The organism is Pseudomonas faucium, assembly GCF_021602585.1.
Taxonomy (GTDB): Bacteria; Pseudomonadota; Gammaproteobacteria; order Pseudomonadales; family Pseudomonadaceae; genus Aquipseudomonas; species Aquipseudomonas faucium.
The window spans coordinates 156,715-181,921 of the sequence record NZ_BQIP01000011.1; the positions used below are offsets into that span (position 1 = coordinate 156,715).

At 64.7% G+C, this 25,207-nt stretch carries 18 protein-coding genes and 1 pseudogene; 15 read left to right on the forward strand and 4 right to left on the reverse strand.

Annotated elements, in window-relative coordinates:
- The first annotated feature begins 59 nt into the window (after positions 1-59).
- The 4 genes from L6D75_RS15310 (at position 60) to L6D75_RS15325 (ending at position 5,320) form a co-directional block, all read left to right on the forward strand.
- Positions 60-776, forward strand: coding sequence for a response regulator (locus L6D75_RS15310; protein WP_176517693.1), 717 nt, complete (start codon positions 60-62; stop codon positions 774-776).
- Entirely contained in the window at positions 773-1,537 is a 765-nt protein-coding gene (locus tag L6D75_RS15315) for a substrate-binding periplasmic protein (RefSeq protein WP_176517694.1), read from the forward strand. The genes L6D75_RS15310 and L6D75_RS15315 overlap by 4 nt, the downstream gene beginning before the upstream one ends.
- Positions 1,534-3,786, forward strand: coding sequence for an ATP-binding protein (locus L6D75_RS15320; RefSeq protein ID WP_176517695.1), 2,253 nt, complete (start codon positions 1,534-1,536; stop codon positions 3,784-3,786). The genes L6D75_RS15315 and L6D75_RS15320 overlap by 4 nt, the downstream gene beginning before the upstream one ends.
- Before the next feature lie 121 nt (positions 3,787-3,907).
- Positions 3,908-5,320 carry an amino acid permease gene (locus tag L6D75_RS15325; RefSeq protein WP_176517696.1) on the forward strand — a complete coding sequence of 471 codons (1,413 nt, stop codon included), beginning with the start codon at positions 3,908-3,910 and terminating at the stop codon, positions 5,318-5,320.
- Between the two features lie 934 nt (positions 5,321-6,254).
- Here L6D75_RS15325 and L6D75_RS15330 read toward each other — a convergent pair.
- Together L6D75_RS15330 and L6D75_RS15335 are read right to left on the reverse strand one after the other, a co-directional pair.
- Positions 6,255-7,028, reverse strand: coding sequence for a hypothetical protein (locus tag L6D75_RS15330; RefSeq protein ID WP_176517697.1), 774 nt, complete (start codon positions 7,026-7,028; stop codon positions 6,255-6,257).
- A 25-nt stretch (positions 7,029-7,053) separates the two neighbouring features.
- On the reverse strand, positions 7,054-9,090 hold the full coding sequence (locus L6D75_RS15335; RefSeq protein WP_176517698.1) for a lipase family protein: 2,037 nt from the start codon (positions 9,088-9,090) through the stop codon (positions 7,054-7,056).
- A 713-nt stretch (positions 9,091-9,803) separates the two neighbouring features.
- Here L6D75_RS15335 and L6D75_RS15340 point away from each other — a divergent pair.
- Genes L6D75_RS15340 through L6D75_RS15365 form a run of 6 tightly spaced genes read left to right on the forward strand, consistent with a single transcriptional unit; the run spans position 9,804 to position 18,150 of the window.
- Positions 9,804-10,595: an enoyl-CoA hydratase/isomerase family protein gene (locus L6D75_RS15340; RefSeq protein WP_176517699.1), complete on the forward strand. Its 792-nt coding sequence runs from the start codon at positions 9,804-9,806 to the stop codon at positions 10,593-10,595.
- A gap of 36 nt (positions 10,596-10,631) precedes the next feature.
- Positions 10,632-11,792, forward strand: a complete 1,161-nt coding sequence (locus tag L6D75_RS15345; RefSeq protein WP_176517700.1) for an acyl-CoA dehydrogenase family protein — start codon at positions 10,632-10,634, stop codon at positions 11,790-11,792.
- Positions 11,793-11,805: 13 nt separating this feature from the next.
- On the forward strand, positions 11,806-13,923 hold the full coding sequence (locus L6D75_RS15350) for an acetate--CoA ligase family protein (RefSeq protein ID WP_176517701.1): 2,118 nt from the start codon (positions 11,806-11,808) through the stop codon (positions 13,921-13,923).
- Complete coding sequence (locus L6D75_RS15355; RefSeq protein WP_176517702.1) at positions 13,916-15,523, forward strand: 5-guanidino-2-oxopentanoate decarboxylase; 1,608 nt, start codon at positions 13,916-13,918, stop codon at positions 15,521-15,523. The genes L6D75_RS15350 and L6D75_RS15355 overlap by 8 nt, the downstream gene beginning before the upstream one ends.
- Before the next feature lie 28 nt (positions 15,524-15,551).
- Entirely contained in the window at positions 15,552-16,742 is a 1,191-nt protein-coding gene (locus L6D75_RS15360; protein WP_176517703.1) for a pyridoxal phosphate-dependent aminotransferase, read from the forward strand.
- Positions 16,735-18,150 (forward strand): aldehyde dehydrogenase family protein, encoded by a 1,416-nt coding sequence (locus tag L6D75_RS15365; RefSeq protein WP_176517704.1) that lies wholly within the window; start codon positions 16,735-16,737, stop codon positions 18,148-18,150. The genes L6D75_RS15360 and L6D75_RS15365 overlap by 8 nt, the downstream gene beginning before the upstream one ends.
- A gap of 309 nt (positions 18,151-18,459) precedes the next feature.
- On the opposite strand, the gene L6D75_RS15370 is transcribed toward L6D75_RS15365, so the two are convergent.
- Positions 18,460-18,900 (reverse strand): RrF2 family transcriptional regulator, encoded by a 441-nt coding sequence (locus L6D75_RS15370; RefSeq protein ID WP_176518186.1) that lies wholly within the window; start codon positions 18,898-18,900, stop codon positions 18,460-18,462.
- A gap of 187 nt (positions 18,901-19,087) precedes the next feature.
- On the opposite strand from L6D75_RS15370, the gene L6D75_RS15375 reads away from it, so the two are divergent.
- The 5 genes from L6D75_RS15375 to L6D75_RS15395 are packed head-to-tail and all read left to right on the forward strand — an operon-like array spanning position 19,088 to position 24,883.
- The gene (locus tag L6D75_RS15375) at positions 19,088-20,689 is read left to right on the forward strand and encodes an ABC transporter substrate-binding protein (RefSeq protein WP_176518187.1); all 1,602 of its coding nucleotides are present in this window, start codon (positions 19,088-19,090) and stop codon (positions 20,687-20,689) included.
- Positions 20,690-20,741: 52 nt separating this feature from the next.
- Positions 20,742-21,701 (forward strand): ABC transporter permease, encoded by a 960-nt coding sequence (locus tag L6D75_RS15380; protein WP_176518189.1) that lies wholly within the window; start codon positions 20,742-20,744, stop codon positions 21,699-21,701.
- A 3-nt stretch (positions 21,702-21,704) separates the two neighbouring features.
- Entirely contained in the window at positions 21,705-22,532 is an 828-nt protein-coding gene (locus L6D75_RS15385; protein WP_176518191.1) for an ABC transporter permease, read from the forward strand.
- Between the two features lie 2 nt (positions 22,533-22,534).
- Positions 22,535-24,169: an ABC transporter ATP-binding protein gene (locus L6D75_RS15390; protein WP_176518193.1), complete on the forward strand. Its 1,635-nt coding sequence runs from the start codon at positions 22,535-22,537 to the stop codon at positions 24,167-24,169.
- Positions 24,170-24,178: 9 nt separating this feature from the next.
- Positions 24,179-24,883: an NAD(P)H-dependent oxidoreductase gene (locus L6D75_RS15395; protein ID WP_176518194.1), complete on the forward strand. Its 705-nt coding sequence runs from the start codon at positions 24,179-24,181 to the stop codon at positions 24,881-24,883.
- A 118-nt stretch (positions 24,884-25,001) separates the two neighbouring features.
- On the opposite strand, the pseudogene L6D75_RS15400 reads toward L6D75_RS15395, so the two are convergent.
- Positions 25,002-25,207 (reverse strand): annotated as a pseudogene (locus L6D75_RS15400) (acetate--CoA ligase); the annotation flags it as partial.

The window sequence follows — 25,207 nt, forward strand, 5'->3', positions numbered from 1 at the left end:
GCTAGTCTTGGCCCACTCTAATAAGAAACGCGCCTTCGGGCGACTCAGGACCCTACGCAATGACCTCTCGCGTACTGATCGTCGACGACGATCCGCTGATTCGTGACTTGCTCCAGGCCTACCTCGCCCAGGAAGGCTACGTCGTGCACTGCGCCGCCACCGCCGAGCAGGCCGAAACGCTGCTGGCCGAGCAGCCGGTGGAACTGGTGATGCTGGACATCCGCCTGCCCGGCAAGGACGGCCTGACCCTGACCCGCGAGCTGCGGGTGCGCTCGGAAGTGGGGATCATCCTGATCACCGGGCGCAACGACGAGATCGACCGCATCGTCGGCCTGGAATGCGGCGCCGACGACTACGTCAGCAAACCGCTCAACCCCCGCGAGCTGGTGTCGCGCGCCAAGAACCTGATCCGCCGCGTGCGCCACGCCCAGGGCACGCGCCCGGCCGCGCCGGCCAATGCCTCGCTCAAGCAGTTCGGCGACTGGTCGCTGGACTGCGACCGCCGCCGCCTGGTCGATGCGCAAGGCGGCGAAACCCTGCTGACCCACGGCGAATTCCAGCTGCTCAGCGTGTTCCTGCGCAACAGCGGCCATACCCTGAGCCGCGACCAGCTGATGGACCAGATCCGCAACCGCGAGTGGGTGCCCAACGACCGCTCCATCGACGTGCTGGTCGGCCGCTTGCGGCGCAAGCTGCACGACGACCCCGCCGAGCCTGAACTGATCATCACCATCCACGGCGCCGGCTACCTGTTCACCGCCAGCGTGGCGGCGTGAACCGCTACCTGCTCGGCCTGCTGGCGTTGCTGGCAAGCGCAGCGCTGCAGGCCGGCGAAAGCATTCGCTACTGCGACTACCCGGTCTACCCGCCGGTGTCCTGGAGCGACGGCAGGCAGCCGCGCGGCCTGGCGCCGACGGTCGTGCGCGAGCTGTTCGGGCGGCTGGGCTACCAGGTCGAAATGGTGGTGCTGGGCAACTGGCAGCGCTGCCTGCTCGATGCCGCCGAAGGGCGGGTGGATGTGGTGCTGGCCTACACCTCCGAGCAGCGCGCCCAGACCATGCTGTTTTCCCGGGTGCCGGTGCTGCGTGAGGAGGTGGCGGTGTTCGCCAACCGCCAGCGGCCGCTGAAGTTCGACAAGCTCGAAGACCTGGCCCATTACCGCGGCGGGCTGCTGTTCGGCGAAAGCTACGGCCCCGAGTTCGACCGTTTCGTGGCGCAGCACCAGAACATCGAGTGGGTGTCGGATAGCGGGCAGAATTTCGGCAAGCTGATGCGCGGGCGCATCGACTTCGTGATCCAGGAGCGGCGCACCGGCCAGCTGTTCGTCGAGCACCTGGCCGGCGCCGGCGACATCGTCGCGCTGCCGCCGGCGCTCAGCGTCGACTACCTGCGCGTGGCGGTGTCGCGCCGCTCGCCACTGAGCAGGCGCATGGCCGAGATCGACCAGCAACTGCAGCAGATGACCGATGCCGGCGAGCTCGAGCGCTGGCTGCACGAGAGCGAGGTCACCTACCGCGACATGGTCAGCCAGCCATGAGCCGCCTGCAACCGGGGGGCCTGCTGCGCCGGCTGCTGCTGTTCATCCTGCTGTTCAGCCTGTGTTTCACGGTGCTGGCCAGCAGCGTGCAGCTGTATTTCGAATACCGCCGCGAGATGCGCGAGATCGATGCGCGCATGGCGCTGATCCGTGCCGGTTACCTGGAGAGCCTGGAGCGCAGCCTGTGGGACTTGAACCAGGAGCAGCTCAACGTGCAGCTGCGCGGGCTGGTGGATTTCTCCGATGTGGCACGGGTGCGCCTGAACAGCCCCGACTTCACCTTGCAGCAGGGTGATGCGGCGCCGCAGGGGCCGCTGCGGGTCGAGCGCTTCGCCCTGGATTACCAGCCGCCCTCAGGCCCGGTGCGCCACCTGGGCGAGCTGGAAGTGAGCATCGACCTGGGCGCGGTGCATCGGCGCCTGTTCGCCACGGGGCTGACCAGCCTGCTGTGGATGAGCGTGTTCCTCTGCGGCCTGGCCCTTGCGCTGTCCGGGTTGTTCTACCGCCTGGTCACCCGCCACCTGCAGGTGATGGCCGACTTTGCCCGGCGCATAGGGGCCGGCCAGTGGCACGAGCCCTTGCGCCTGCGCAAGCGCCGCTCGCCGCACCCGGACGAGATCGACAGCGTGGCGCTGGCGCTGGATGACATGCGCCGGGCGATCCTCAGCGACATCGAGCGCCGCGAGCGCGACCGCCTGGCCCTGCAGGGCAAGCGTGACGAGCTGCAGAAGCAGGTCGAGCGCCGCACCGCGAGCCTGATGCGTGCCAAGGACGACGCCGAGGCCGCCAACCTTGCCAAGTCGCGCTTCCTGGCCACCATGAGCCATGAATTGCGCACGCCTTTGAACGGCATCCTCGGCATGGCCGAGCTGCTGCGCGGCGCCGGGCTGGCGGCGCAGGACCGCACCCGCCTGGAGGCGCTGTACAAGGCCGGCGAAGGGCTGCTGGGCATCCTCAACGAAGTGCTTTACTTCGCCCGCCTCGAAGAAGGCGAAAGCCGCCCGGAGGCCGTGGCGTTTTCCCTGCGCCAGCTGTGTGACGAGGTGCTGACCCTGCTCGAACCCCGTGCGCTGGCCAACGACAGCCTGGTGCTGTGCCGCATCGACCCGCAGCTGGCCGGCCACCAGCATGGCGCCGAGCAGTACCTGCGCCAGGTGCTGAGCAACCTGCTGGCCAATGCCATCAAGTTCACCGAGGGCGGCGAGATCCTGGTCGAGGTCCAGGTGCTGCGCCAGGCGCCCGGTCGCCAGCAGCTGCGGGTGAGCGTCACCGACGATGGCATCGGCATCTGCGAGGCGATGCAGCCGAAGATCTTCGACCGCTTCGTCCAGGCCAGCGAGGCCGTGGCCCGGCGCTACGGCGGCACCGGTTTGGGCCTGGCCATCAGCAAGCACCTGGTGGAGCAGATGGGCGGGCAGATTGGCGTGCGCAGCCGCGAAGGGCAGGGCAGCTGCTTCTGGTTCGAGCTTGAGCTCGAAACGGGGCAAGGGTTGCAGGCCGTGGCCGATACGGCTGCCAACGTGGCGCCGCTGGACATCCTGGTGGTGGAAGACGTGGCCTTGAACCGCGACGTGGTGCGCGGGCTGCTGGAGCGTGACGGGCACCGGGTGTGGCTGGCCGAGGATGCCGAGCAGGGCCTGCAGCTGTGCGCCCAGCGGCGCTTCGACCTGCTGCTGCTGGATGTGCACCTGCCGGGCAGCAGTGGCGTGGAGCTGTGCCGGCAGGTGCGCGCTGGCGCCACGCCCAACCGCGCCACGCGCATCCTGGCGCTGACCGCCAGCGTCCAGCCGGGGCTGGTGCGCGCCTACCTGGATGCCGGCATGCAAGGCGTGCTGGGCAAGCCGCTGAAGCTGGCCAACCTGCGCCTGGCCCTGGCCGGGCAGGGCCAGGCGCAGCAGCCTGCCACTTCTGCCTGGCTCGACCACGCACTGCTCGGCACGCACCGCACGCTGCTGGGCGAGCAGAAGCTGCAGGGCCTGCTGGCCGGTTTGCGCGACGCCCTGGCGCAACACCGCCAGCCGTTGCTCGAAGCGGTGGAGGCGGGGGACTGCACCGAGGTCATGCACCTGGCCCACCGCCTGGCCGGCAGCAGCGATTCCCTGGGCTTGTGCGGCCTGGCAGCGAGCTTGCGGCAACTGGAAGAAAGCGCCCTGGCACGCGACAAGGCCGCGGTGCGGGCCATGGCCGGGGCGCTGCGCGAGCAGCTCTTGCGCGCCGAAGACAGCCTGGCGCAACTGCTGGCGGCCTGAGACAAAAACCTTACGACTTTTTACATCTTCGATCTTTACGATCAACCGCGCCTTACATCGCTTTCCAATAATCGCCTCAACCGCGGCACGCGGTCTTCGACGCTTATTGGAGATAATAATAATGAAAGGCCGTAAAGCTGAAGGTATCCACCTCACACGGGCATTGAAGAGCCGGCACATCTTCATGCTCTCGCTCGGTGGCGTGATCGGCACCGGGCTGTTCATGGGCTCGGGCGTGACCATCAACCAGGGCGGGCCGGTGGGCGCGATCCTGGCCTACCTGGTGGCCGGTTTCCTGATGTACCTGGTCATGGTCTGCCTGGGCGAGTTGTCGGTGCAGATGCCGGTGTCCGGCTCGTTCCAGGCCCACGCGACGAAATTCATCGGCCCGGCCACGGGCTTCATGATCGGTTGGGTGTACTGGATGAGCTGGGCCACCACCGTGGGCCTGGAGTTCACCGCTGCCGGCATGCTGATGGAGCGCTGGTTCCCCGGGGTGCCGATCTGGTACTGGTCGGCGCTGTTCGTCGCCGTGCTGTTCGGCATCAACGCCCTGGCCACCCGCGCCTTCGGCGAGGCGGAGTACTGGTTTGCCGGCATCAAGGTGGCGGCGATCCTGGGCTTCATCATCGTCGGCGTGCTGGTGATCTTCGGCGCGATCCCGCTGACCAGCGGGGCGCCGGCGCCGATGATGAGCAACCTGATCGGCGAGTCGCTGTTCCCCAATGGCCTGTCGGCCGTGTTCGCGGTGATGATGACCGTGGTCTACGCCTTCCAGGGCTGCGAGATCATGGGCGTGGCGGCGGGCGAGACCGACCAGCCGGAAAAAAGCATCCCGCGCGCGGTGCGCAACGTGGTGTTCCGCGTGCTGATCTTCTATGTGCTGGCGATCGTGGTGCTGTCGGCGATCGTGCCGTGGCAGCAGGCCGGGCTGATGGAAAGCCCGTTCGTGCAGGTGTTCGACATGGTCGGCATTCCCTTTGCCGCGGACCTGATGAACTTCGTGATCCTCACCGCGATTCTCTCGGTGGGCAACTCCGGCCTCTATGCCTCCACCCGCATCCTCTGGGCCATGTCCAAGACCGGCATGGCGCCCCGCAGCCTGTCGCCGCTGAGCAGCCGCGGCGTGCCGCTGCGGGCGCTGTTCATCACCCTGTGCTTTGCGCTGGTGTCGCTGATGACCAGCTTCGTCGCCGCCGACACCTTGTTCATGGTGCTGATGGCAGTGAGCGGGATGTCGGGCACGGTGACCTGGATCGTGATTGCCCTGGCGCAGTACCGCTTCCGCCAGCAGTTCCTGCGTGACGGCGGGCAGTTGAGTGAGCTGAAGTACCGGGCACCGCTGTATCCGCTGGTGCCGTTGCTGTGTATTACCCTGTGCAGTTCGCTGTTCGTGTTTCTGGCGATGGATGAGACCCAGCGGCCTTCGTTGTACTGGGGCTTTGGGTTTATTGCGCTGTGTTATGTGGCGTACTTCGTGGTGCAGCGTAAGCGCCAGGGGGTAGGGCTGGAGCCGGATATGCCGGTGGCGTGAAGCGAATGAACGCGGCCTGAGGGCCGCGTTTTTTGTTGGGGCGGGGCTCAGGGTCTACGCAGCTTGCTTGGCTTCATTGAGGAAAAGAGTGAAGTAAGTGTTCTCCAGTGTGCTGTGCTGAGTGGTGTGGATTTGGTTTTGTTAATTTGTCCCAAGGCTTCTATTGTTTTTTGTTCGATAGCTGTTGACGGTCTGTTCAAATGGGGGGTCAGAGGGTCAGTATCGAAATTGAGTATTTCGTAGTTGTAAGTTCTAAGTGTTTTCACTGGTTCGCTCTGTAGAGTTCGGGTGCGGCCATCGCCGAGTAGGATTTCTTGTTTCGAAAAACTCCGGCGCCCTATTGAAGTTGGTTTCGGAAGAGAGCTTTTTGGGGCGGGTACCATATTGGTTTTTCATCATGACTCCTGGTTTTGTGATTGCCCAGTATTTGCGGGTGTCTAGAGGTTTAGGGGTTTGAGAAGCGGGTGTCAATTGTTTGAATGAAGGGGGTAGGTTTTTAAGTTGTTTAGTCGAAGTTCTTTTTTGTGGGAATGCGGCTCAGTAATTTCCTACGTAGGGATAGTGCTGTGTCGTTGACTATGTTTTTTAGGGTGTACGTGCAGGAGGTATCTGCTTTAAATGTAAGAAAAATCATTCATCTGCCCCGAATCCTCTTGGTTTTGTGAGGTGCGGGGTTCACAAGCTATGGATGATGAGTCGATGTTTAATGGCAGAGGGCGCAGAATGAGTGTTTCGATATGTGTGATGGTGATTTCGTCAACTCCGGAAATGATTTCCGAGCACCGCGATTAATCAAAAGCGACATTCACCACTCCGGCAGCTGTGCATCCGGCTCGGCTCTATCGCCGGCTCTCACACGGGTATTCTCATAGTCACTGTGAGGTGCAACCGAATAGACCTGCAGCAGTGCCAAGAAGCTAAAAGGAGAGCACGCTCATTCTTTCGCTTCAGCAGCTAGGCGGATGGACTGTAATTTTCGAAAGCTCGGCCTAAATTGAGGCTCCGGGGAGCTACTGCCGTCGGGATAGTAGTAAAGGGTTCGATTGCCTTCGCGCTTTACCTTCGGTCCCACGGAGCGCGCAATAAAAGCAGAATGCAGGACGGGTTCGAAATATACCTTTCGTGCCTGCGTTGCCTGGTATTTGCTATATATATGGCCATCTCCGGTCAAGCTCACACTTTTCTCGTAGCCCCCGATAAAGCTTTCGTGCGTCCAAGGGTAGTAGTCTTTGCGCATAATCAGATCGCCTTCAACTTTTCTATCCGCGCCGCCGCGCCCCGAATCATTGTGATCAAAAATAACGACTATCCCACCGCCTGTGCCGTAAACAACGCCATCGCCAAACTGGGTGGGGTCTTTATACATCACACCGAAGGTGACATTGCTCAGGCGCCATTGACACGCACCGCCACCGTCTATTGCCAACTTAGCTTCATACAGATCTGTCAGCCCATGACGCACAGGTTGAATGTTTGTGCTTTTGTACCCGTCACGCTTATAAGGCACTCCGCTGGCTGTATAGTCAGTAAACGTGCATAGCTTCGATCGATACACGATCTGCATCTCTTCTGCGATCAGCGCTTCAGGTACTTTAACAGTTACCGTAATTTGTTCCCCACTCAGATTCGGAACAAGGCTTCGATCCGTAGCGCAGCCATAAGTGCTCACAAACATGCATGAAAGCATAATATAGTCTTTCCTGATCATCTTTTTTTCACTCGCGCTTCAATGTCTATGAGTAAAGTTTTTCATAGTAGGCTTCTGGGTCCGTTACAAGGTTGAAGCGCTGTAGAGCATCCTCTCCATCCTCAGTTCTTCGTGTTACCTGCAAAGCCAGTTCCAGACGATTGTGCATATCGAGAAATCTGCGATTACGGGATAATTCATCCGCAGGTATTCGCGCACTATTATCTTCCATTTGCTTTTCGAATTTTTTCCGCTGTAGCTGTCGCGCCTGCACCCGTTGCGGGTTGATCGATTCCAGCAGTTGGTTATGTAGATAGGGTTGATACTCTGACATGAAGTGATTGGTGATACTTACTCGCACTCCTATGCTCGCGTTGCCATAGGGTTTGAAAAATCTGTCCTTGCCGTCCTTGTCCAAAGAGTTGATCAGGCGCTTCTGTGCCTTTTCAGCGTTCAAACTGTCCGCCTCATCTAGGCTAGGCACTAGATAAAGCTTGGCTTTTTCTTGAAGTCTGTGCGAGATGGTTGTGTGGTAGGGCGCACCCAACCCCTCCTTGTTTAGATAGGCCGGATACTGCGATCCTCTGCGCTGGATATGCTGATCAGCCACATAAAACAATGCAATCTCGCCGTGATGGCTAAAAGGATCGCCGTGTTTGACCACTGCGCTAGCAGATAATTTTATTATCGACCAGGCAAAACCCAACGTGGTCCCCAGCGGGCCGTATAATTTATACAAATGACTGTCCAAGTCCGCTTCCGGCGGAACGCGCGGGACTAGATCGGAGTCGTTGACGTGGCGAAAGTGGAGTAGACCACTTAAGCTCCAAACAGCCTTGATTGTAAAGGTGCGCGGCATTCCATAGGTGTGCAGCAGAGGGTTAAGGTGTCTGAGTGAGGCTGCGTGGATCAGTCCCAGTGCACCCCCCAAACTGTGGCCACATATAAATAGTTGCCTATCTCTTGCACCCTGCGGGATCAGCCTCCCCAATTCTCTGGGGTACAGTCTGCTTGCTAGCTGGAATCCATCACGAAATCCTAGGTGTACACGACCTTGATCCGTCAATTCGGGGCAAGGCACACTTGGTTCGCAACTACCTGTAACCTGCGGTTGAACCGGCCGAAAGGACAGATCGGTAATTAAATCGCCAACCCCATCTGTCTCAGTACCCCGCCAAGCTACCAGTACCTGAGTTGCACTGATAGCGTAAAACAGCTGAGTATGACCTTCCGGTGGCTCAGCTCTGCTGGTGTCCAACAACTCAGCCACGGCGTAGCGCTCATCGAAGGGAACATCTGTCACCAGGCAGGGCCAAGCTTGGCCGTTATCCCATACCCGCGGTGTACGTGAAAGATCCGTGCATTGCCGTTCGAAGAACTCCTTGACCGATCCCTTATCTAAACCGGGCGACTTACTGTAAGACAAGATACTCATCAAACCTAAGTTGTAAGCGTTCGCGAGGCTGTAATCACGCTGATGGTGAAGCACTAGAGACCATGCACGTAACGGACATACCTCCAGCACATGACGGCGGTTCAAGTCCTCGTAGCAAACGCTAAAACCTTCATAGTCCGGATCCGGGAAGTGGAAAGCCGGCGGTGAATCCGGATTCGCCAGCGGAGGGTCGAAATTAGGCAACTGATCGCACAGTTGCCCAATACGCAGGTGGTGGTAACCATGCCCTGCCGCCTGCGCCTCGTCTTCAATCGGTGAAAACCCTGAACGCTGAGGCCCATGCAGCGGTGTAGGGTTGCCAATTGCAGGCCGTGCAGGCTCGGGTCTTTCAGCACGCAGGCGCCTTGTCGACAATTGCTCAGCCAAGGGGTCGGCCGACAACTTCAGGCTGATGCGGATCGGATGCAGACCCTCCAGGCGAATCACGCCTTGGGCATCGCTTACCCCGGTGTATACAGGTGCGCAGGCGGCGCGCGTGGCGTCATTTTCGGCGCGATAGGGTATGTTCACCAGCGGTTCGCCCCGTTCGTCGAGCAGCTGAAACTCCAGCCAGTGTGTTTTCTGTTTGCCACAAATAACCACTTTGCTCGAGCCCAGCGTGTCCGTGCGATGAAGGAATTCATTCATAAATTTATTATCTATTCCAAAGCGTTGGTATTAAGCGCAGGGTGAAGTTTTAAGTGCGTCGCCAAAGGGTGGGGTTATGGCGAAATTGACTGCTCGATCACGTACTTTCGAGAGAAGATTCTCATTCCATGAAGGAAGTGTGCTGTTCCGCTGAGGTGATAATCAGGACGACTATCAGGGGTGCGCAGAACTATCAAAGCCAATGAAAGCGCCGAGCACGGTTCGTTGAGGCTCAATCTGCAGGGCTGGCAACACCAGTAGGCGCACATGGGCGCCGAGCTTACTTTGAGTGCTGTCGAAGACGGGTTTGTACAGGCTGGGGTCAACGATGCCCTGGGCATTTTTCAAAACTCCACTGCAATGAAGTTTTGAACTTGGCGCACATTTTCTGAACAGGCCAGCCTTCCGGGGGAATATAGATGTTTCCTACATTTAGCTGAAATTTCTCCTACAAATATTTACATGATCCGGGCGGGCCCCTTCGCGGGGCAAGCCCGCTCCCACAGGCAGGGCGCTCATGGGCAGTTGTACAAAGTTGTAACAGCGCCCGCCGACGCATCGCTGAATCGCAAAATAAATCCATATAAAACAATGAGATAAATAGATTTCTCGGCTGTTACACGCCAACCACCCCGGCAATTGCCTCCTTACTGAACACTCGTTTAGCATGAGCCTCAGGTCTTACCCCCAATCACAATAATTCGAGGCCCGTCATGACCGCTCCGTCGTCCCTACTCACGCAGGTTGAAGCCGGCGTCGCCTGGATCACCCTGAACCGCCCCGAGCAGCGCAACGCGCTGGACATCCCCACCCTGAAGACGCTGCACGCCACCCTCGAGGCGTACAACAGCGACCCGGCCGTGCGCGTGGTGGTGCTGACCGGCAGCGGCCGCAGCTTCTGCGCCGGCGCCGACCTTGCCGAATGGGCCGAGGCCGAAGCCCGTGGCGCCCTGGAAACCTATGGCTGGACCGAAACCGCCCACGCCTTGATGCAGTGCCTGCACAATCTGGACAAACCCACCATCGCCGCCATCAACGGCACCGCCGTCGGCGCCGGCATGGACCTGTCGCTGTGCTGCGACCTGCGCCTGGCCGCCCAGTCGGCGCGCTTCAAGGCCGGCTACACCAGCATGGCCTACTCGCCGGATGCCGGCGCCAGCTGGCACTTGCCACGCCTGATCGGCAGCGAGCAGGCCAAGCGCCTGCTGTTCCTCGACGAGCTCTGGGGCGCCGAGCGCGCACTGGCCGCCGGCCTGGTCGGTGAAGTGGTCGCCGACGAGCAGTTGCCCGGCGCCACCGCCGAGCTTGCCGCACGCCTGGCCCAGGGGCCGACCTTCGCCTTCACCCAGACCAAACGGCTGATCCGCGAGGGCGCCGCGCGCAGCCTCGGCGAACAGCTCAGCGCAGAGCTCGCCGCCGGCCTGCTCTGCGGGCGCAGCGACGATGGCGCCGAAGCCCTGCGCGCGGCCAGCGAAAAACGCGCACCACGCTTCACCGGCAAGTAAGCACTCACTCATTCCCCGGTTACCCAGGAACAGGCCATGAATTTCCAACTGACCCAAGAACAAGAAATGTTGGTGGATGCCGTACGCAGCTTCGTCGCCAAGGAGCTGTTGCCCCATGAAGAAGCCGTGGACCGCGCCGATGAAGTGTCCCCGGAGCTCGCCGCGCAGATCCGTGGCAAGGCCATCGCCGCCGGCTTCTATGCCTTCAACATGCCCGAGGAAGTGGGGGGCGGCGGCCTCGACTACCTGTCCCAGGCACTGATCGAGCGCGAGCTGTCGAAAGTTTCCTGGGCCCTGCACGTGTTCGTCGCGCGGCCGTCGAAAATCCTCATGGCCTGCACCGGCCAGCAGGTCGAGGACTACCTGCTGCCGTGCATCCGCGGCGAGAAGACCGACTGCTTCGCCCTGACCGAGCCGGGCGCAGGCTCCGATGCCAACTCGATCAAGACCCGCGCCGTGCGCGAAGGCGACGACTTCGTCATCAACGGCAGCAAGCACTTCATCAGCCATGCCGGGCACGCCGATTTCGCCATCGTCTTCGCCGTCACCGACACCTACGAGCACAACGGCAAGAAGCGCAACGCCGTCACCGCCTTGCTGGTCGACCGCGGCACCCCGGGCATGACCATCCGCCGCGGCCCCAAATGCGTGAGCAACCGCGGCTACCACACCTACGAGCTGTTCTTCGACGACTGCAAGGTGCCGGCCAGCAAGGTGCTCGGCGAAGTCGGCAAGGGCTGGGAAGTGGCCAACGCCTGGCTCACCGCAGGCCGGGTGATGGTCGCCGCCAACTGCGTCGGCCAGGCCCAGCGCGCGCTGGATGCGTCGCTGCAATGGGCGGCCGACCGCAAGCAGTTCGGCCAGCCGATCGGCACCTACCAGGGTGTGTCGTTCAAGCTCGCCGACATGGCCACGCAGATTCGCGCCGCCGAACTGCTGACCCTGCACACCGCCTGGAAGATGGACCAGGGCAGCATGACCGACGGCGAGGCCGGCATGGCCAAGTTGTTCGCCAGTGAAGTGCTGGGCAAGGTCGCCGACGAGGCGGTGCAGATCTACGGCGGCATGGGCCTGATGGACGAAGGCCCGGTCGAGCGCATCTGGCGCAACGCGCGGATCGAGCGGATCTGGGAAGGCACCTCGGAGATCCAGCGGCACATCATCTCCCGCGAACTGCTGCGCCCGCTGTTGCGCTGACCGGAGAATCGCCATGTCGCAAGCCATTCGTGACAACCTCAAACGCCTGCTGGCGCCCCGGCACCTGGCCTTCATCGGTGGGCGCAGCATGGCCCGCGCGCTCAAGCGCTGCGCCGACGGCGGCTACGCCGGCCAGATGTGGCTGGTGAACCCGCAGCACGCCAGCATCGACGGCGTGCCGTGCGTGGGCAGCGTGGCCGAGCTGCCCTGCGCGCCGGATGCGGTGTTCATCGCCACCAACCGCGAACTGACCCTGGCCTGTGTCGGCGAGCTCGCCGCCAAAGGCGCGGGCGGGGCGATCTGCTACGCCTCGGGCTTCGCCGAAAGCGGCGCCCAGGGCCAGGCCCTGCAACAGCAGCTGCTCGCCGCCGCCGGCGACATGGCGCTGCTCGGGCCCAACTGCTACGGCCTGCTCGACTACCTGCACAGTGCGGCCCTGTGGCCCGTGGCCCACGGCGGCAAGGCGGTGGAGAAGGGCGTTGCGGTGCTGACCCAGAGCGGCAACTTTGCCTACAACCTGTCGATGAGCGACCGCTCGCTGCCGGTGGCCTACATGGCCTCGGTCGGCAACCAGGCGCAGCTGGGCATCGCCGAACTGATGGACGTGTTGCTCGACGAGCCACGCGTCACCGCCATCGGCCTGCACCTGGAAGGCCTGAAGAACGTGCCAGGCTTCGCCCGCGCCGCCCACAAGGCTTTGGAGAAGGGCATCCCGATCATCGCGCTGAAAACCGGTGTGTCGCAGATCGGCGCCGAGCTTGCGCTGAGCCACACCAGCTCGCTGTCCGGCTCCGATGCCCTGTACGACAGCTTGTTCGAACGCCTGGGGGTGATCCGCGTCAGCGGCCCGGTGAGCTTCGTCGAAACCCTCAAGGCCGCCGCCTGCGGCAACCTGCCCAAGGGCGACAGCCTGATCGCGCTGGCCTGCTCGGGCGGCGATGCCGGGCTGATCGCCGACTATTCGGAAAGCAACCACCTGCGCCTGCCGGCCCTGGACGGCAGCCAGGTCGAGGAACTGGCCCAGGTGCTGCCGGCCTACGCCAACCTGGTCAACCCGCTGGACTTCACCACCGCGATCTGGGGCGACGGCCCGGCCAAGCAACGCATGCTCGACAGCGCCCTGCGCAGCGACGCCGACGCGGCGATGCTGGTGCTGGACTACCCGGCCGAATTCACGGGCGAGCGCAAGGAATGCGACCTGCTGCTGGAGCTGTACTGCGCCGCGCTCCAGCGCCATGGCAAGACCGGCTTCGTTACCTCGGCCTTCCCCGAGCTGCTGCCGGCCAGCGCCCGCGAGCGCTTGCATGCTGCCGGCGTGCCGGCGCTGCAAGGGGTGGAGGATGGCCTGGCCGCCTGGGGCCGAGTGGCCCGCTACGCGCAGCAGCGCCAGGCCTTGCTGGCCCTGGGCGAGTCGGCGCTGGTGCCGCTGTGCCCGCAGGCGCTTGCAGGCGACGGCACGCTGCTCAACGAATGGGAATCGAAACAGGCCCTGCGCGGCTTCGGCCTGCCGGTTCCGGAGGGCGTGCTGAGCAGCCCGCAGCACGCCCTCGCCGATGCCCGCAAGGTCGGTTTCCCGCTGGTGCTCAAGGCGGTCAGCGCGCAGTTGCCGCACAAGACCGAGGCCGGCGCCGTGGCGCTGAACCTGGGTGACGAGGCCGCCCTCGGCGCCGCCCTGGGGCAGATGCGCGCACGCATCGGCGCCTACGCCCCGGGCGTCGGCTTCGACCAGGTGCTGCTCGAGCCCATGGCCGGCGCGCCCTTGGCCGAGCTGATCGTCGGCATCAAGCGCGAGGCGGACTTCGGCCTGGCGCTGGTGATCGGTGCGGGCGGCATCCTCGTCGAGCTGCTCAAGGACAGCAAGAGCCTGCTGCTGCCGACCACCGACGGCGCCATCCGCAACGCCGTGCTCGGCCTGCGCAGCGCGGCCTTGCTGCAGGGCTTTCGTGGCAAGCCTGCGGCCGACCTGGACGCCCTGGTCAGCGCCATCCGCGCGGTGGCCGACTACGCCTGCGAAAACGCCAGCCAGCTCCTGGAGCTGGATGTGAACCCATTGATGGTCGGTGCCAGCGGCACCACCGCGGTCGATGCCTTGATCCGTCTCGGCCAGGTGCAAGGACATGAACATGACTAACCCCACATTGACGGGCGGCCAGGCGCTGGTGCGCCTGTTGGCCAACTACGGCGTCGACACCGTGTTCGGCATCCCCGGCGTGCACACCCTGGAGCTCTACCGCGGCCTGCCCGGCAGCGGCATCCGCCACGTGCTCACCCGCCACGAGCAGGGCGCAGGCTTCATGGCCGATGGTTATGCGCGGGTCAGCGGCAAGCCGGGGGTGTGTTTCATCATCACCGGCCCCGGCGTGACCAACGCGGCCACCGCCATCGGCCAGGCCTATGCCGACTCGATCCCGATGCTGGTGATTTCCAGCGTCAACCACACCGCGAGCCTGGGCAAAGGCTGGGGCTGCCTGCACGAAACCCAGGACCAGCGCGCCATGACCGCGCCGATCACCGCCTTCTCGGCCGTGGCCCTGAAGGCCGAGGACCTGCCCGAGCTGGTCGCCCGTGCCTACGCCGTGTTCGACAGCGAACGCCCGCGCCCGGTGCACATCTCGGTGCCGCTGGACGTGCTGGCAGCGCCGGTGGCGCGGGACTGGAGCCATGAAGTGGTGCGCCGCCCCGGTCGCGGCCCGGCCAATACCGAGAGCCTGGAGCTGGCCGCCAGCAAGCTGGCGGCGGCCAAGCGCCCGATGATCATCGCCGGCGGTGGCGCGTTGCAGGCGGCTGCCGAGCTGCAACTGTTGAGCAAGCGCCTGGCCGCGGCGTTCTTCACCAGCGTCGCTGGCAAAGGGCTGGCGCCGCTGGACTCGCCACTCAATGCCGGCTCCACTCTGTGCGTGGAGCCGGGCTGGGAGTTGATCGCCGAGGCCGATGTGGTGCTGGCGGTCGGCACCGAGATGGCCGACACCGACTTCTGGCGCGAGCGTTTGCCGCTGAACGGCGAGTTGCTGCGGGTGGACATCGACCCGCGCAAGTTCAACGACTTCTACCCCTGCGCGGTGGCGTTGCAGGGCGATGCCAAGCAGACCGTGGCAGCGCTGCTCGAGCACCTGCCCGATTCCTCGCGCGATGCCACCCAGGCCAGTGCCGCCGTGGCGCGCCTGCGCACTGCGGTGAAGGCAAGCCACGGCCCGTTGCAGTCGATCCACCAGGCGATCCTCGCGCGCATCGCGGCAGCGCTGCCGGACAATGCCTTCATCAGCACCGACATGACCCAGCTGGCCTACACCGGCAACTACGTGTTCAACAGCCGCGCGCCGCGCAGCTGGCTGCACCCGACCGGCTACGGCACCCTCGGCTACGGCCTGCCGGCCGGTATCGGCGGGATGTTCGGCAGCGACGACCGCCCGGGCCTGGTGCTGGTGGGCGACGGCGGCTTCCTCTACACCGCGCAGGAGCTGGCCACCGCCGTCGAGGAGCTGGACCGCCCGCTGGTGGTGCTGCTGTGGAACAACGACGCACTCGGCCAGATCCGCGACGACATGCTCAACCTGGACATCGAGCCCATCGGCGTGCTGCCGCGCAACCCGGACTTCGCAGGCCTGGCCCGCGCATTCGGCTGCACGGTGGCCCAGCCGCAGAGCCTCGACGAACTGCAACGGGACTTGCGCGGCGGCTTCGCCCGCAACGGCGTGACCCTGATCGAGCTCAAGCACGCCTGCGCGCGCTGAGCCCATCCCGCACAACAGGATACTAGCCATGCGCTTTTCTTCTTTGACCCAACGTATCGCCGGCGACGGCGCGGCCGCCTGGGAGATCCACTACCGCGCCCTGGCCATGCTCGAACAGGGCCGCGACGTGCTGTTGCTGTCGGTCGGCGACCCAGACTTCGACACCCCGGCGCCGATCGTCCAGGCGGCGGTGGACAGCCTGCAGGCCGGCCACACCCACTACGCCGACGTGCGCGGCAAGCGCAGCCTGCGCGAGGCCATCGCCCGTCGCCATCAGCAGCGCAGCGGCCAGGCGGTGACGGCCGACCAGGTGACGGTGCTGGCCGGCGCCCAGTGCGCGCTGTTCTGCGTCGCGCAGTGCGTGCTGGAGCCGGGCGATGAGGTGATCGTCGCCGAGCCGATGTACGTCACCTACGAGGCAGTGTTCGGTGCCTGCGGCGCCAAGGTGGTGCCGGTGCCGGTGCGCTCGGAGCATGGTTTTCGCGTGCAGGCCGAAGACGTTGCCGCGCGCATCACCCCGCGCACCCGCGCCCTGGCGCTGAACAGCCCGCACAACCCCTCCGGCGCCAGCCTGCCGCGCAGCACCTGGGAGGCCCTGGCCGAGCTGTGCATCGCCCATGACCTGTGGCTGATCAGCGACGAGGTGTACAGCGAGCTGCTGTTCGACGGCGAGCACATCAGCCCGGCCAGCCTGCCGGGCATGGCCGAGCGCACGGCGACGCTCAACAGCCTGTCCAAGTCGCACGCCATGACTGGCTGGCGGGTCGGCTGGGTGGTCGGCTCGCCGGCTCTGGCCGGGCACCTGGAAAACCTGGCGCTGTGCATGCTCTACGGCTCGCCCGACTTTATCCAGGACGCCGCGGTGGCTGCGCTGGAACAGCCGTTGCCGGAGCTCGAAGCCATGCGCGAGGCCTACCGCCAGCGCCGCGACCTGGTGTGCGCAAGCCTTGCCGATTGCCCGGGCGTGCGCGCGCTCAAGCCCGATGGCGGGATGTTCGTGATGGTCGATATTCGCGAGACCGGGCTCAGCGCCCAGGACTTCTGCAACCGCCTGCTCGACCTGCATGGCGTGTCGGTGCTGGCCGGCGAGGCCTTCGGCCCGAGCGCGGCGGGGCATATCCGCCTGGGCCTGGTGCTCGCGGCCGCGCCGCTGCGCGAAGCCTGCCGGCGTATCGCCCTGTGCGCCCGCGAGCTGATGGAGGCGCAGCGCCATGCGTGAATACACCCGCCTGTACATCGATGGGCGCTGGCAGCAGCCGGCGGGGCAGGGCATGGCCGAGGTGATCGACCCGGCCAGCGAGGCGGTCGCCGGCAAGGTGCCGCTGGGTAACGAAGCGGATGTGGAGCGCGCGGTCGCGGCGGCGCGCAGGGCTTTTGCCGGCTGGTCGCGCACGCCGTCCAGCGTGCGCGCCGGGTACATTCGCGCCCTGGTTGAACAGCTCAAGGCCCGTGCCGACGAGATGGCCGCCGTGATCACCAGCGAACTGGGCATGCCGGTGCAGTGGTGCCGGCCGGTGCAGGTCGACGGGCCGATCGTCGGCCTTGAGCAGTACATCGAACTGGCGGGGTTGATGGATGAGGTCCGCGAGGTCGGCAACTCGTTGGTGTACCGCGAGGCGGTGGGCGTGTGCGCCTTCATCAACCCCTGGAACTACCCGCTGCACCAGTTGATCGGCAAGCTGGCGCCGGCCTTGGCCGCCGGGTGCACGGTGGTGGTCAAGCCGAGCCAGGAAACCCCGCTGCATGCGTTCGTGCTGGCCGAGATGATCGAGGCCATCGGGATGCCGGCCGGGGTGTTCAACCTGGTCAGCGGGCCGGGGTCGAAGGTGGGCGAGGCGCTGGCCCGGCATCCGCAGGTGGACATGGTCTCGTTCACCGGCTCCACCGCTGCGGGCGTGCGGGTGGCGCAGGCGGCGGCGCCGTCGGTGAAGCGCGTGTGCCTGGAGCTGGGCGGCAAGTCGCCGCTGCTGATCACCGCCGATGCGGACCTTGAAGCCGCGGTGCGCTATGGCGTGCAGGACGTGATGATCAACTCGGGGCAAACCTGCACGGCGCTGACCCGGATGCTGTTGCCGGCGTCGCGCTATGCCCAGGCGCTGGAGATTGCCGTGGACGAGGCCCGTGGGCTGGTGATGGGCGACCCGCAGGATGCGCGCAGTTTCCTCGGGCCGATGTGTTCGGCGGCGCAGCGGCGCACGGTGCAGGATTACATCCGCATTGGCCTTGAAGAAGGTGCGCGGCTGCTGTGTGGCGGTGAGACGGCGCCGGGCCTGGAGCGCGGGTTCTACGTACCGCCGACGATCTTTGCCGATGTCGACAACCGCATGCGTATCGCCCAGGAGGAAATCTTCGGGCCGGTGCTGTGCTTGATCCCTTATGCCGACGAAGCCGAGGCAGTCGCCCTGGCCAATGATTCACCGTTCGGGCTGTCCAGCGCCGTCTGGGCGGGTAGCCGCGACAAGGCGTTGCAGCTTGCGCGCCAGCTGCGTGCGGGGCAGTGCTTCGTCAATGGTGGGGCGTTCAACTACCAGGCGCCGTTTGGCGGGTACAAGCAATCGGGCAATGGCCGCGAGTGGGGCGAGGAGGGGCTGGGCGAGTTCGTCGAGACCAAGGCCGTTCAGTTTTAGTATCACGGTGGTGCATTGAGTGTTTGACGACAAGGATGTTGCGCCCTTGAGATCGAGCGCCGCCCGCGCGGCGCATCGCGGATAAAATCCGCTCCTACATTCGTTGCAACGTGCCACGGTCTGTCAGGCCATGGTTGTCCGCTTTTAGCGCCCGCCGAGAAGTCCCGTCGTGCCACCAGGGCTGACAACCATGGCCTATCAGGCATAGGTACGTTGCAACAAATGTAGGAGCGGATTTTATCCGCGATGCGCCGCGCGGGCGGCGCTCGATCTCACAGACGCAAACCCTTCCCTGCCGAGCACTGACGGTCATGCAATGTCGCTGTATTCCTTCGGCGTATCAAAGGCGACAAACAGCTGATCCGCCGTGATCGCCCCCAGGTCCAGGCGCATGTTCTGCTCCAGCATGGCAAACAGCCGAGTAAACACCTCGTACACCTTGCAGTGATCCTCGAGCCCGGCAAACGGGTTGTCGATCTTCTCGGCGATCAGCGAGCTTTCCTGCACCGCGTCATACACCTCGCGCAGGGTGATCTCCCGCGGCGCACGGGCCAGGGTCACGCCGCCCTGGGCGCCGCGAAACGAGGTCAGGATGTTGGCCTTGACCATCTGCGACACCAGCCCGCGCACGCGGGTAGGGTGCACCTTCACCCATTTGGCGATGGTCTCGGTGCGCAGCTTCTGCGGCGCATTGGCGGCTACGAACGAGAGAATGTACGAAGCAGTGATGAGTCGGGTCGACTGGCTCATGGAGGTAATGGCTCCCTGCGAAAACCGCAATGTTACAGCATCGAAAAGCCCGTCATCGGGCCCTGGAAAAGCGCTTGTCGTGCCGCTAATGTATTTGTTACGGTAACAATTACAAATTATACACAGCTTCTACGCACTCCGCTTTGACCGAACAACAATTCCTTGCGGTTCAACAGGGGCAAATGCCATGAGCGATAACAACAACAAGAGTCCTCTCGTCATTCCCGAAGGCGGCCTGCCGCGCCGGGACTTCCTCAAGTACAGCGCCGCTGCCGCGGCCATCGCCGGGGCATTCTCCCTCGGCCTGCCATTGAACAGCTTTGCCCAAGAGGCCACGCCCAAACCAGGCGGCACCCTGCGCCTGGGCCTTGCCGGGGGCAGCACCACCGACTCGAAAGACCCAGGCTCCTGGGTCGACACCTTCACCTTCGTCGGCTTTTCGGCGGTGTACAACACCCTCAGCGAAATCGCCGTGGACGGCACGGCCATCCCGGAGCTGGCCGAGCGCTGGGAGTCGAGCCCGGACGCGAAAGTCTGGACCTTCACCCTGCGCCAGGGCGTGACCTTCCACAACGGCAAGACCCTTGTCGCCGACGATGTGGTCGCCTCGATCCAGCACCACCTGGGCGACAACTCCACCTCCGCAGCCAAGACCGTGCTCGGCGATGTCGCCAAGGTGTCGGCCAGCGCCCCCGACACCGTGGTGTTCGAGCTGCATTCGGGCAACGCGGACTTTGCCTACGTGGTCGCCGACTACCACCTGGTGATCATGCCCGCCAAGGACGGCCTGGCCGACTGGCAGGCCGGCGTCGGCACCGGCGGCTACCGCATCAAGGGCTTCGAGCCGGGCGTGCGCATGGACCTTGAGCGCAGCCCCGACTACTGGAAGCCGGGCAGGGCGCATTTCGCCAGCGCCGAGCTGATCGCCATCGCCGACGGCGCGGCGCGGGTCAACGCCCTGGTCACCGGCAAGGTCGATGTGATCAACAAGGTCGACCTCAAGACCGTGGCCCTGCTCAAGCGCAACCCCAAGCTTGTGATCGAGGAAACCAAGGGCGCCCAGCACTACACCTTCCCGATGCTCTGCGACAGCCAGCAGTTTCGCGACAACAACGTGCGCATGGCGCTCAAGCACGCGGTCAACCGCGAAACCTTGCTGGCCTCGGTGCTCTACGGTTATGGCCAGGTCGGCAACGACCACCCGCTGCAGCCGGCCAACCGCTTCATCAACCCGGCCCTGGAGCAGCGCGTCTACGACCCGGACAAGGCCCGCTTCTACCTGCGCCAGGCCGGCATGGACAGCCTCAAGGTGCGCCTGCAGGCCTCCGACGCCGCCTACAGCGGCGCGGTGGACGCCTCGGTGCTGTTCAAGGAGCAGGCGCGCCAGGCCGGCATCGACATCGACGTGGTGCGCGAGCCGGCCGACGGCTTCTTCTCCAACGTGTGGATGAAACAGACCTTCACCACCTCGTTCTGGTACTCCAGCCTCACCGCCGACCGCATGTTCAGCATCGGCTACGCCAAGGGCGCGGCGTGGAACGAGACGCACTGGGACAACCCGCGCTTCAACCAGCTGCTCAACGCCGCCCGCGGCGAGATGAACGAGCCGCTGCGCCGCGAGATGTACAACGAGATGCAGGCGCTGTGCCGCGACGACGGCGGGGCGATCGTGCCGCTGTTCGCCAGCTCCGTCGCTGCCCGCTCCAGCCGCGTGGCCCATGGCCCGCTGACCGCGCCCTATGGCGAGCTGGATGGGCTGCGGGTGATCGAGCGTTGGTGGCAGGCCTGAACCGGTCGCGTTTCGCAAGGCTGAACCCTGCATCCAGTGAAGGAGTTGTACGGTGAACAATCTTGGCAAACTGCTTGTGCAGCGCCTGGCCCTGGGCCTGTTGTCGCTGTTTGCGGTCTCGGTGGTGATCTTCCTGGCCGTCGGCATGCTGCCGGGCGACATCGCCCAGGCCATGCTCGGCCAGTCGGCCACCCCGGAAACGGTGGCGGCTTTCCGCGCCCAGCTTGGGCTCGACCTGCCGGCGCTGCAGCGCTTCGTCAACTGGGCCTGGCGCCTGCTGCACGGTGACCTGGGCGTGTCGCTGGCCAACCAGCGGCCGATCGCCGAACTGGTCGGCACGCGCCTGGGCAACACCTTCAGCCTGGCCCTGCTGGCGGCGCTGTTCTCGGTGCCGACGGCGTTGCTGCTGGGCATGCTCGCGGCGTTGTACCGCAACAGCTGGTTCGACCGGCTGCTCAATACCGGGGCGCTGAGCGCGGTGTCGTTCCCCGAGTTCTTCGTCGCCTACATCCTGATCCTGGTGTTCGCGGTGAAGCTCGAATGGCTGCCGGGTATCTCCAGCCTGGCGCCGGATGCCTCGCTTGGCGAGGTGCTGCAGGTGTCGGTGCTGCCGGTGGCGACCCTGAGCCTGGTGGTGATCGCGCAGATGATGCGCATGACCCGCGCCTCGCTGATCAACCTGCTGGCCAGCCCCTACATCGAGATGGCCCGGCTCAAGGGCGTGTCGCCGGCGCGGATCATCTTCAAGCACGCCTTGCCCAATGCGCTGGCGCCGATCGTCAACGTGGTGGCGCTGAACCTGGCGTACCTGGTGGTGGGCGTGGTGGTGGTGGAGGTGGTGTTCGTCTACCCGGGCCTGGGCCAGTTGCTGGTGGACTCGGTGGCCAAGCGCGACATCCCGGTGGTGCAGGCCTGCAGCCTGATCTTCGCCGGCACCTACATCCTGCTCAACACCGGCGCCGACGTGCTGTCGATCGCCAGCAACCCACGCCTGATGCATCCGAAGGGGTAGTCCATGAGCCTGATCACACCTCTGCTGCGCGCACCCTTGAGCGCCAAGTTCGGCCTGCTGGTGATCGTTGCCTACATCGTGGTGGCGCTGTTCGCGCCGCTGCTGGCGCCTTACGGCGAAACCCAGGTGGTCGGCGAGGGCTTCGCGCCCTGGGGCCCGCAATTTCTGCTGGGCACCGACAACCTTGGCCGCGACATGTTCAGCCGCCTGCTGTACGGCGCCCGCAACACCCTGGGCATCGCCTTCCTGACCACCAGCCTTGCGTTCCTGCTGGGCGGCCTGTGCGGGCTGGTGGCGGCGATCAAGGGCGGCTGGATCGACCAGGGGCTGTCGCGCGTGGTCGACATCCTGATGGCCATCCCGCAACTGATCTTCGCCTTGCTGATCCTCAGCGTGGTCGGCACCACCGCCACCTCGCTGGTGCTGGTGATCGCGCTGCTCGATGCCACGCGGGTGTTCCGCCTGTCGCGGGCGGTGGCGATGAATGTGGTGGTGCAGGATTTCGTCGAGGCGGCGCGGTTGCGCGGGGAAGGGCTGTGGTGGCTGGTCACCCGCGAGGTGCTGCCCAACGCCGCGGCGCCGCTGATCGCCGAGTTCGGCCTGCGTTTCTGCTTCGTCTTCCTGTTCATCAGCGCCTTGTCGTTCCTCGGCCTTGGCATCCAGCCGCCGACCGCCGACTGGGGCAGCATGGTGCGCGACAACGCGGTGCTGATCACCTTCGGTGACATCAGCCCGCTGCTTCCGGCCCTGGCGGTGGCGTTGATCACGGTGAGCGTGAACTTCGTCGTCGATTGGGTGCTGCACCTGTCCAGTGGCCTGAAGGAGTGCTGAGCATGAGCAACGATACCTTGCTGCAAATAAGCGACCTGCGCATCGAAGGCCACTACGAGAACGCCTGGCACCCGCTGATCAAGGGCATCGACCTGACCTTGAAGCGCGGCGAAGTGCTGGGGCTGATCGGCGAGTCCGGGGCCGGCAAGTCGACCTTGGGCCTGGCCTCCATGGGGTATGTGCGCGATGGCTGCCGCATCACCGGCGGTAGCGTGCGGTTCGATGGCATCGAGCTGCTCCAGGCCAGCGCCGAAACCCTGCGCAAGCTGCGCGGCCTGCGCATCGCCTATGTCGCACAGAGCGCCGCCGCTTCGTTCAACCCGGCGCACCGGCTGATCGACCAGCACGTGGAAACCGCCGTGATCAACGGGGGTATCGACCGCGCCAAGGCCGAAGCCGAGGCCGTGGAGCTGTACCGCATCCTGCGCCTGCCGGACCCTGAGCACATCGGCCAGCGCTACCCGCACCAGCTCTCCGGCGGCCAGTTGCAGCGGGTGATGACTGCCATGGCCATGGCCTGCCACCCGGACCTGATCGTCTTCGACGAACCCACCACGGCGCTCGACGTCACCACCCAGATCGAAGTGCTGGCGGCGATCCGCGATGCGGTGAAAACCTTCGGCAGCGCCGCGCTGTACATCAGCCACGACCTGGCGGTGGTGGCGCAGATGGCCGACCGCATCATGGTGCTGCGCCACGGCAGCCTGGTGGAGGAGGCGCAGACCCGCACCATGCTCAGCGCGCCGCAGCAGGCCTACACCCAGTCGCTGTGGGCGGTGCGCAACTTCCACACCTCGGCCAAGGCCTGCCCGCGCGACGAAAAGCCCTTGCTCGAGGTGCGCAAGGTCGACGCCAGCTATGGCCATCAGCCGGTGCTGCACGAGGTGTCGCTGAAACTCTATCGCGGCCAGACCCTGGCGGTGATCGGCGAGTCGGGCAGTGGCAAGAGCACCACGGCGCGGCTGATCAGCGGCCTGCTGCAGCCCACCTCGGGCCAGGTGCTGTATGACGGCCAGGCGCTGCCGGCGGACTATCGCCAGCGCAGCAAGGAGCAGCTGCGGCGCATCCAGATGATCTACCAGATCCCTGACACGGCGCTCAACCCACGCCAGCGCATCGTCGACATCATTGGCCGGCCGTTGAGCTTCTACCTGGACCTCAAGGGCAAGGCGTTGCGCGAGCGGGTTGCCGAGCTTTTGCGGATGATCGACCTGGAGCCGGCCAAGTACCTGGACCGCCTGCCCCGCGAGCTGTCCGGCGGGCAGAAGCAGCGGGTGTGCATCGCCCGCGCGCTGGCGGCCGAGCCGCAACTGATCATCTGCGACGAGGTGACCTCGGCGCTCGACCAGCTGGTGGCCGAGGGCGTGCTGAAACTGCTCGACCGCATCCAGCGCGAGCTGGGCGTGGCGTACCTGTTCATCACCCATGACGTGGCCACCGTGCGCGCCATCGCCGACGAGGTGCTGGTGATGCAGCGCGGGCGGGTGGTCGACCACGGCAGCCGCGAGGCGATCTTCCAGCCGCCGTTCCGTGACTACACCGGGTTGCTGTTCTCCTGCGAGCCGGAGATGGACCCCGACTGGCTCGACCGCCTGCTGGCGGCGCGCAACCCCACTTCCCCCTTGGCAACAGTTTGAGGATTGCCCATGAAAGTCTTGATCGTCCACGCTCACCCCGAGCCCCAGTCGTTCACTGCCGCGCTGCGTGACCAGGCGGTGGAAACCTTCCGTGCCCAGGGCCACGAGGTGCAGGTCAGCGACCTCTACGCCATGGGCTGGAACCCGGTGGCCAGTGCCGCTGACTTCAGCCACCGGGAAAACCCGGACTACCTGGTGTACGCGCTGGAGCAGCGGCTGGGGGTCAAGAGCGGCTCCATCGCGCCAGATATCCAGCAGGAGCTGGACAAGCTGCTGTGGGCCGACCTGCTGGTGCTGAACTTCCCGATCTTCTGGTTCTCGGCGCCGGCGATGCTCAAGGGCTGGATCGACCGGGTGCTGGTGTCGGGGGTGTGCTATGGCGGCAAGCGCTTCTACGACCAGGGCGGGCTGGCCGGCAAGCGGGCGCTGGTGACCGTGACCCTTGGCGGGCGCGAGCACATGTTTGGTGAGGGGGCGATCCATGGGCCGCTGGAGGACATGCTGCGGCCGCTCCTGCGCGGCACCCTGGCGTATGTCGGCTTCGAGGTGCTGGAGCCGTTCGTGGCGTGGCATGTGCCGTACATCAGCGACGAGGCGCGCAAGGATTTCCTGCGCGGTTACCAGCAGCGGCTGGAGCAGTTGTCGGATGACCTGCCGATGAGCTTCCCGCGCCTGGAGCAGTTCGATGAGGCGCTGTATCCGTTGCCGCGCTGAGTACGCCGTGGGGTAGGTGGTGCGCCCCATCGCCGGCAAGCCGGCTCCCACAGTGGCTGCCCGATCCCTGTGGGAGCCGGCTTGCCGGCGATTGGGCTGCAACGCAGCCCCAAGTACCTCAGGCCGAAGCCAGGCTCATCGCCTTGTGGGTGTCGATCAAATGCTGCACCACCCCAGGGTCAGCCAGGGTCGAGATATCCCCCAGCGCATCGTATTCCCCCGTGGCGATCTTGCGCAGGATGCGCCGCATGATCTTGCCCGAGCGGGTTTTCGGCAGCCCCGGCGCCCACTGGATCACGTCCGGCGAGGCGATCGGGCCGATTT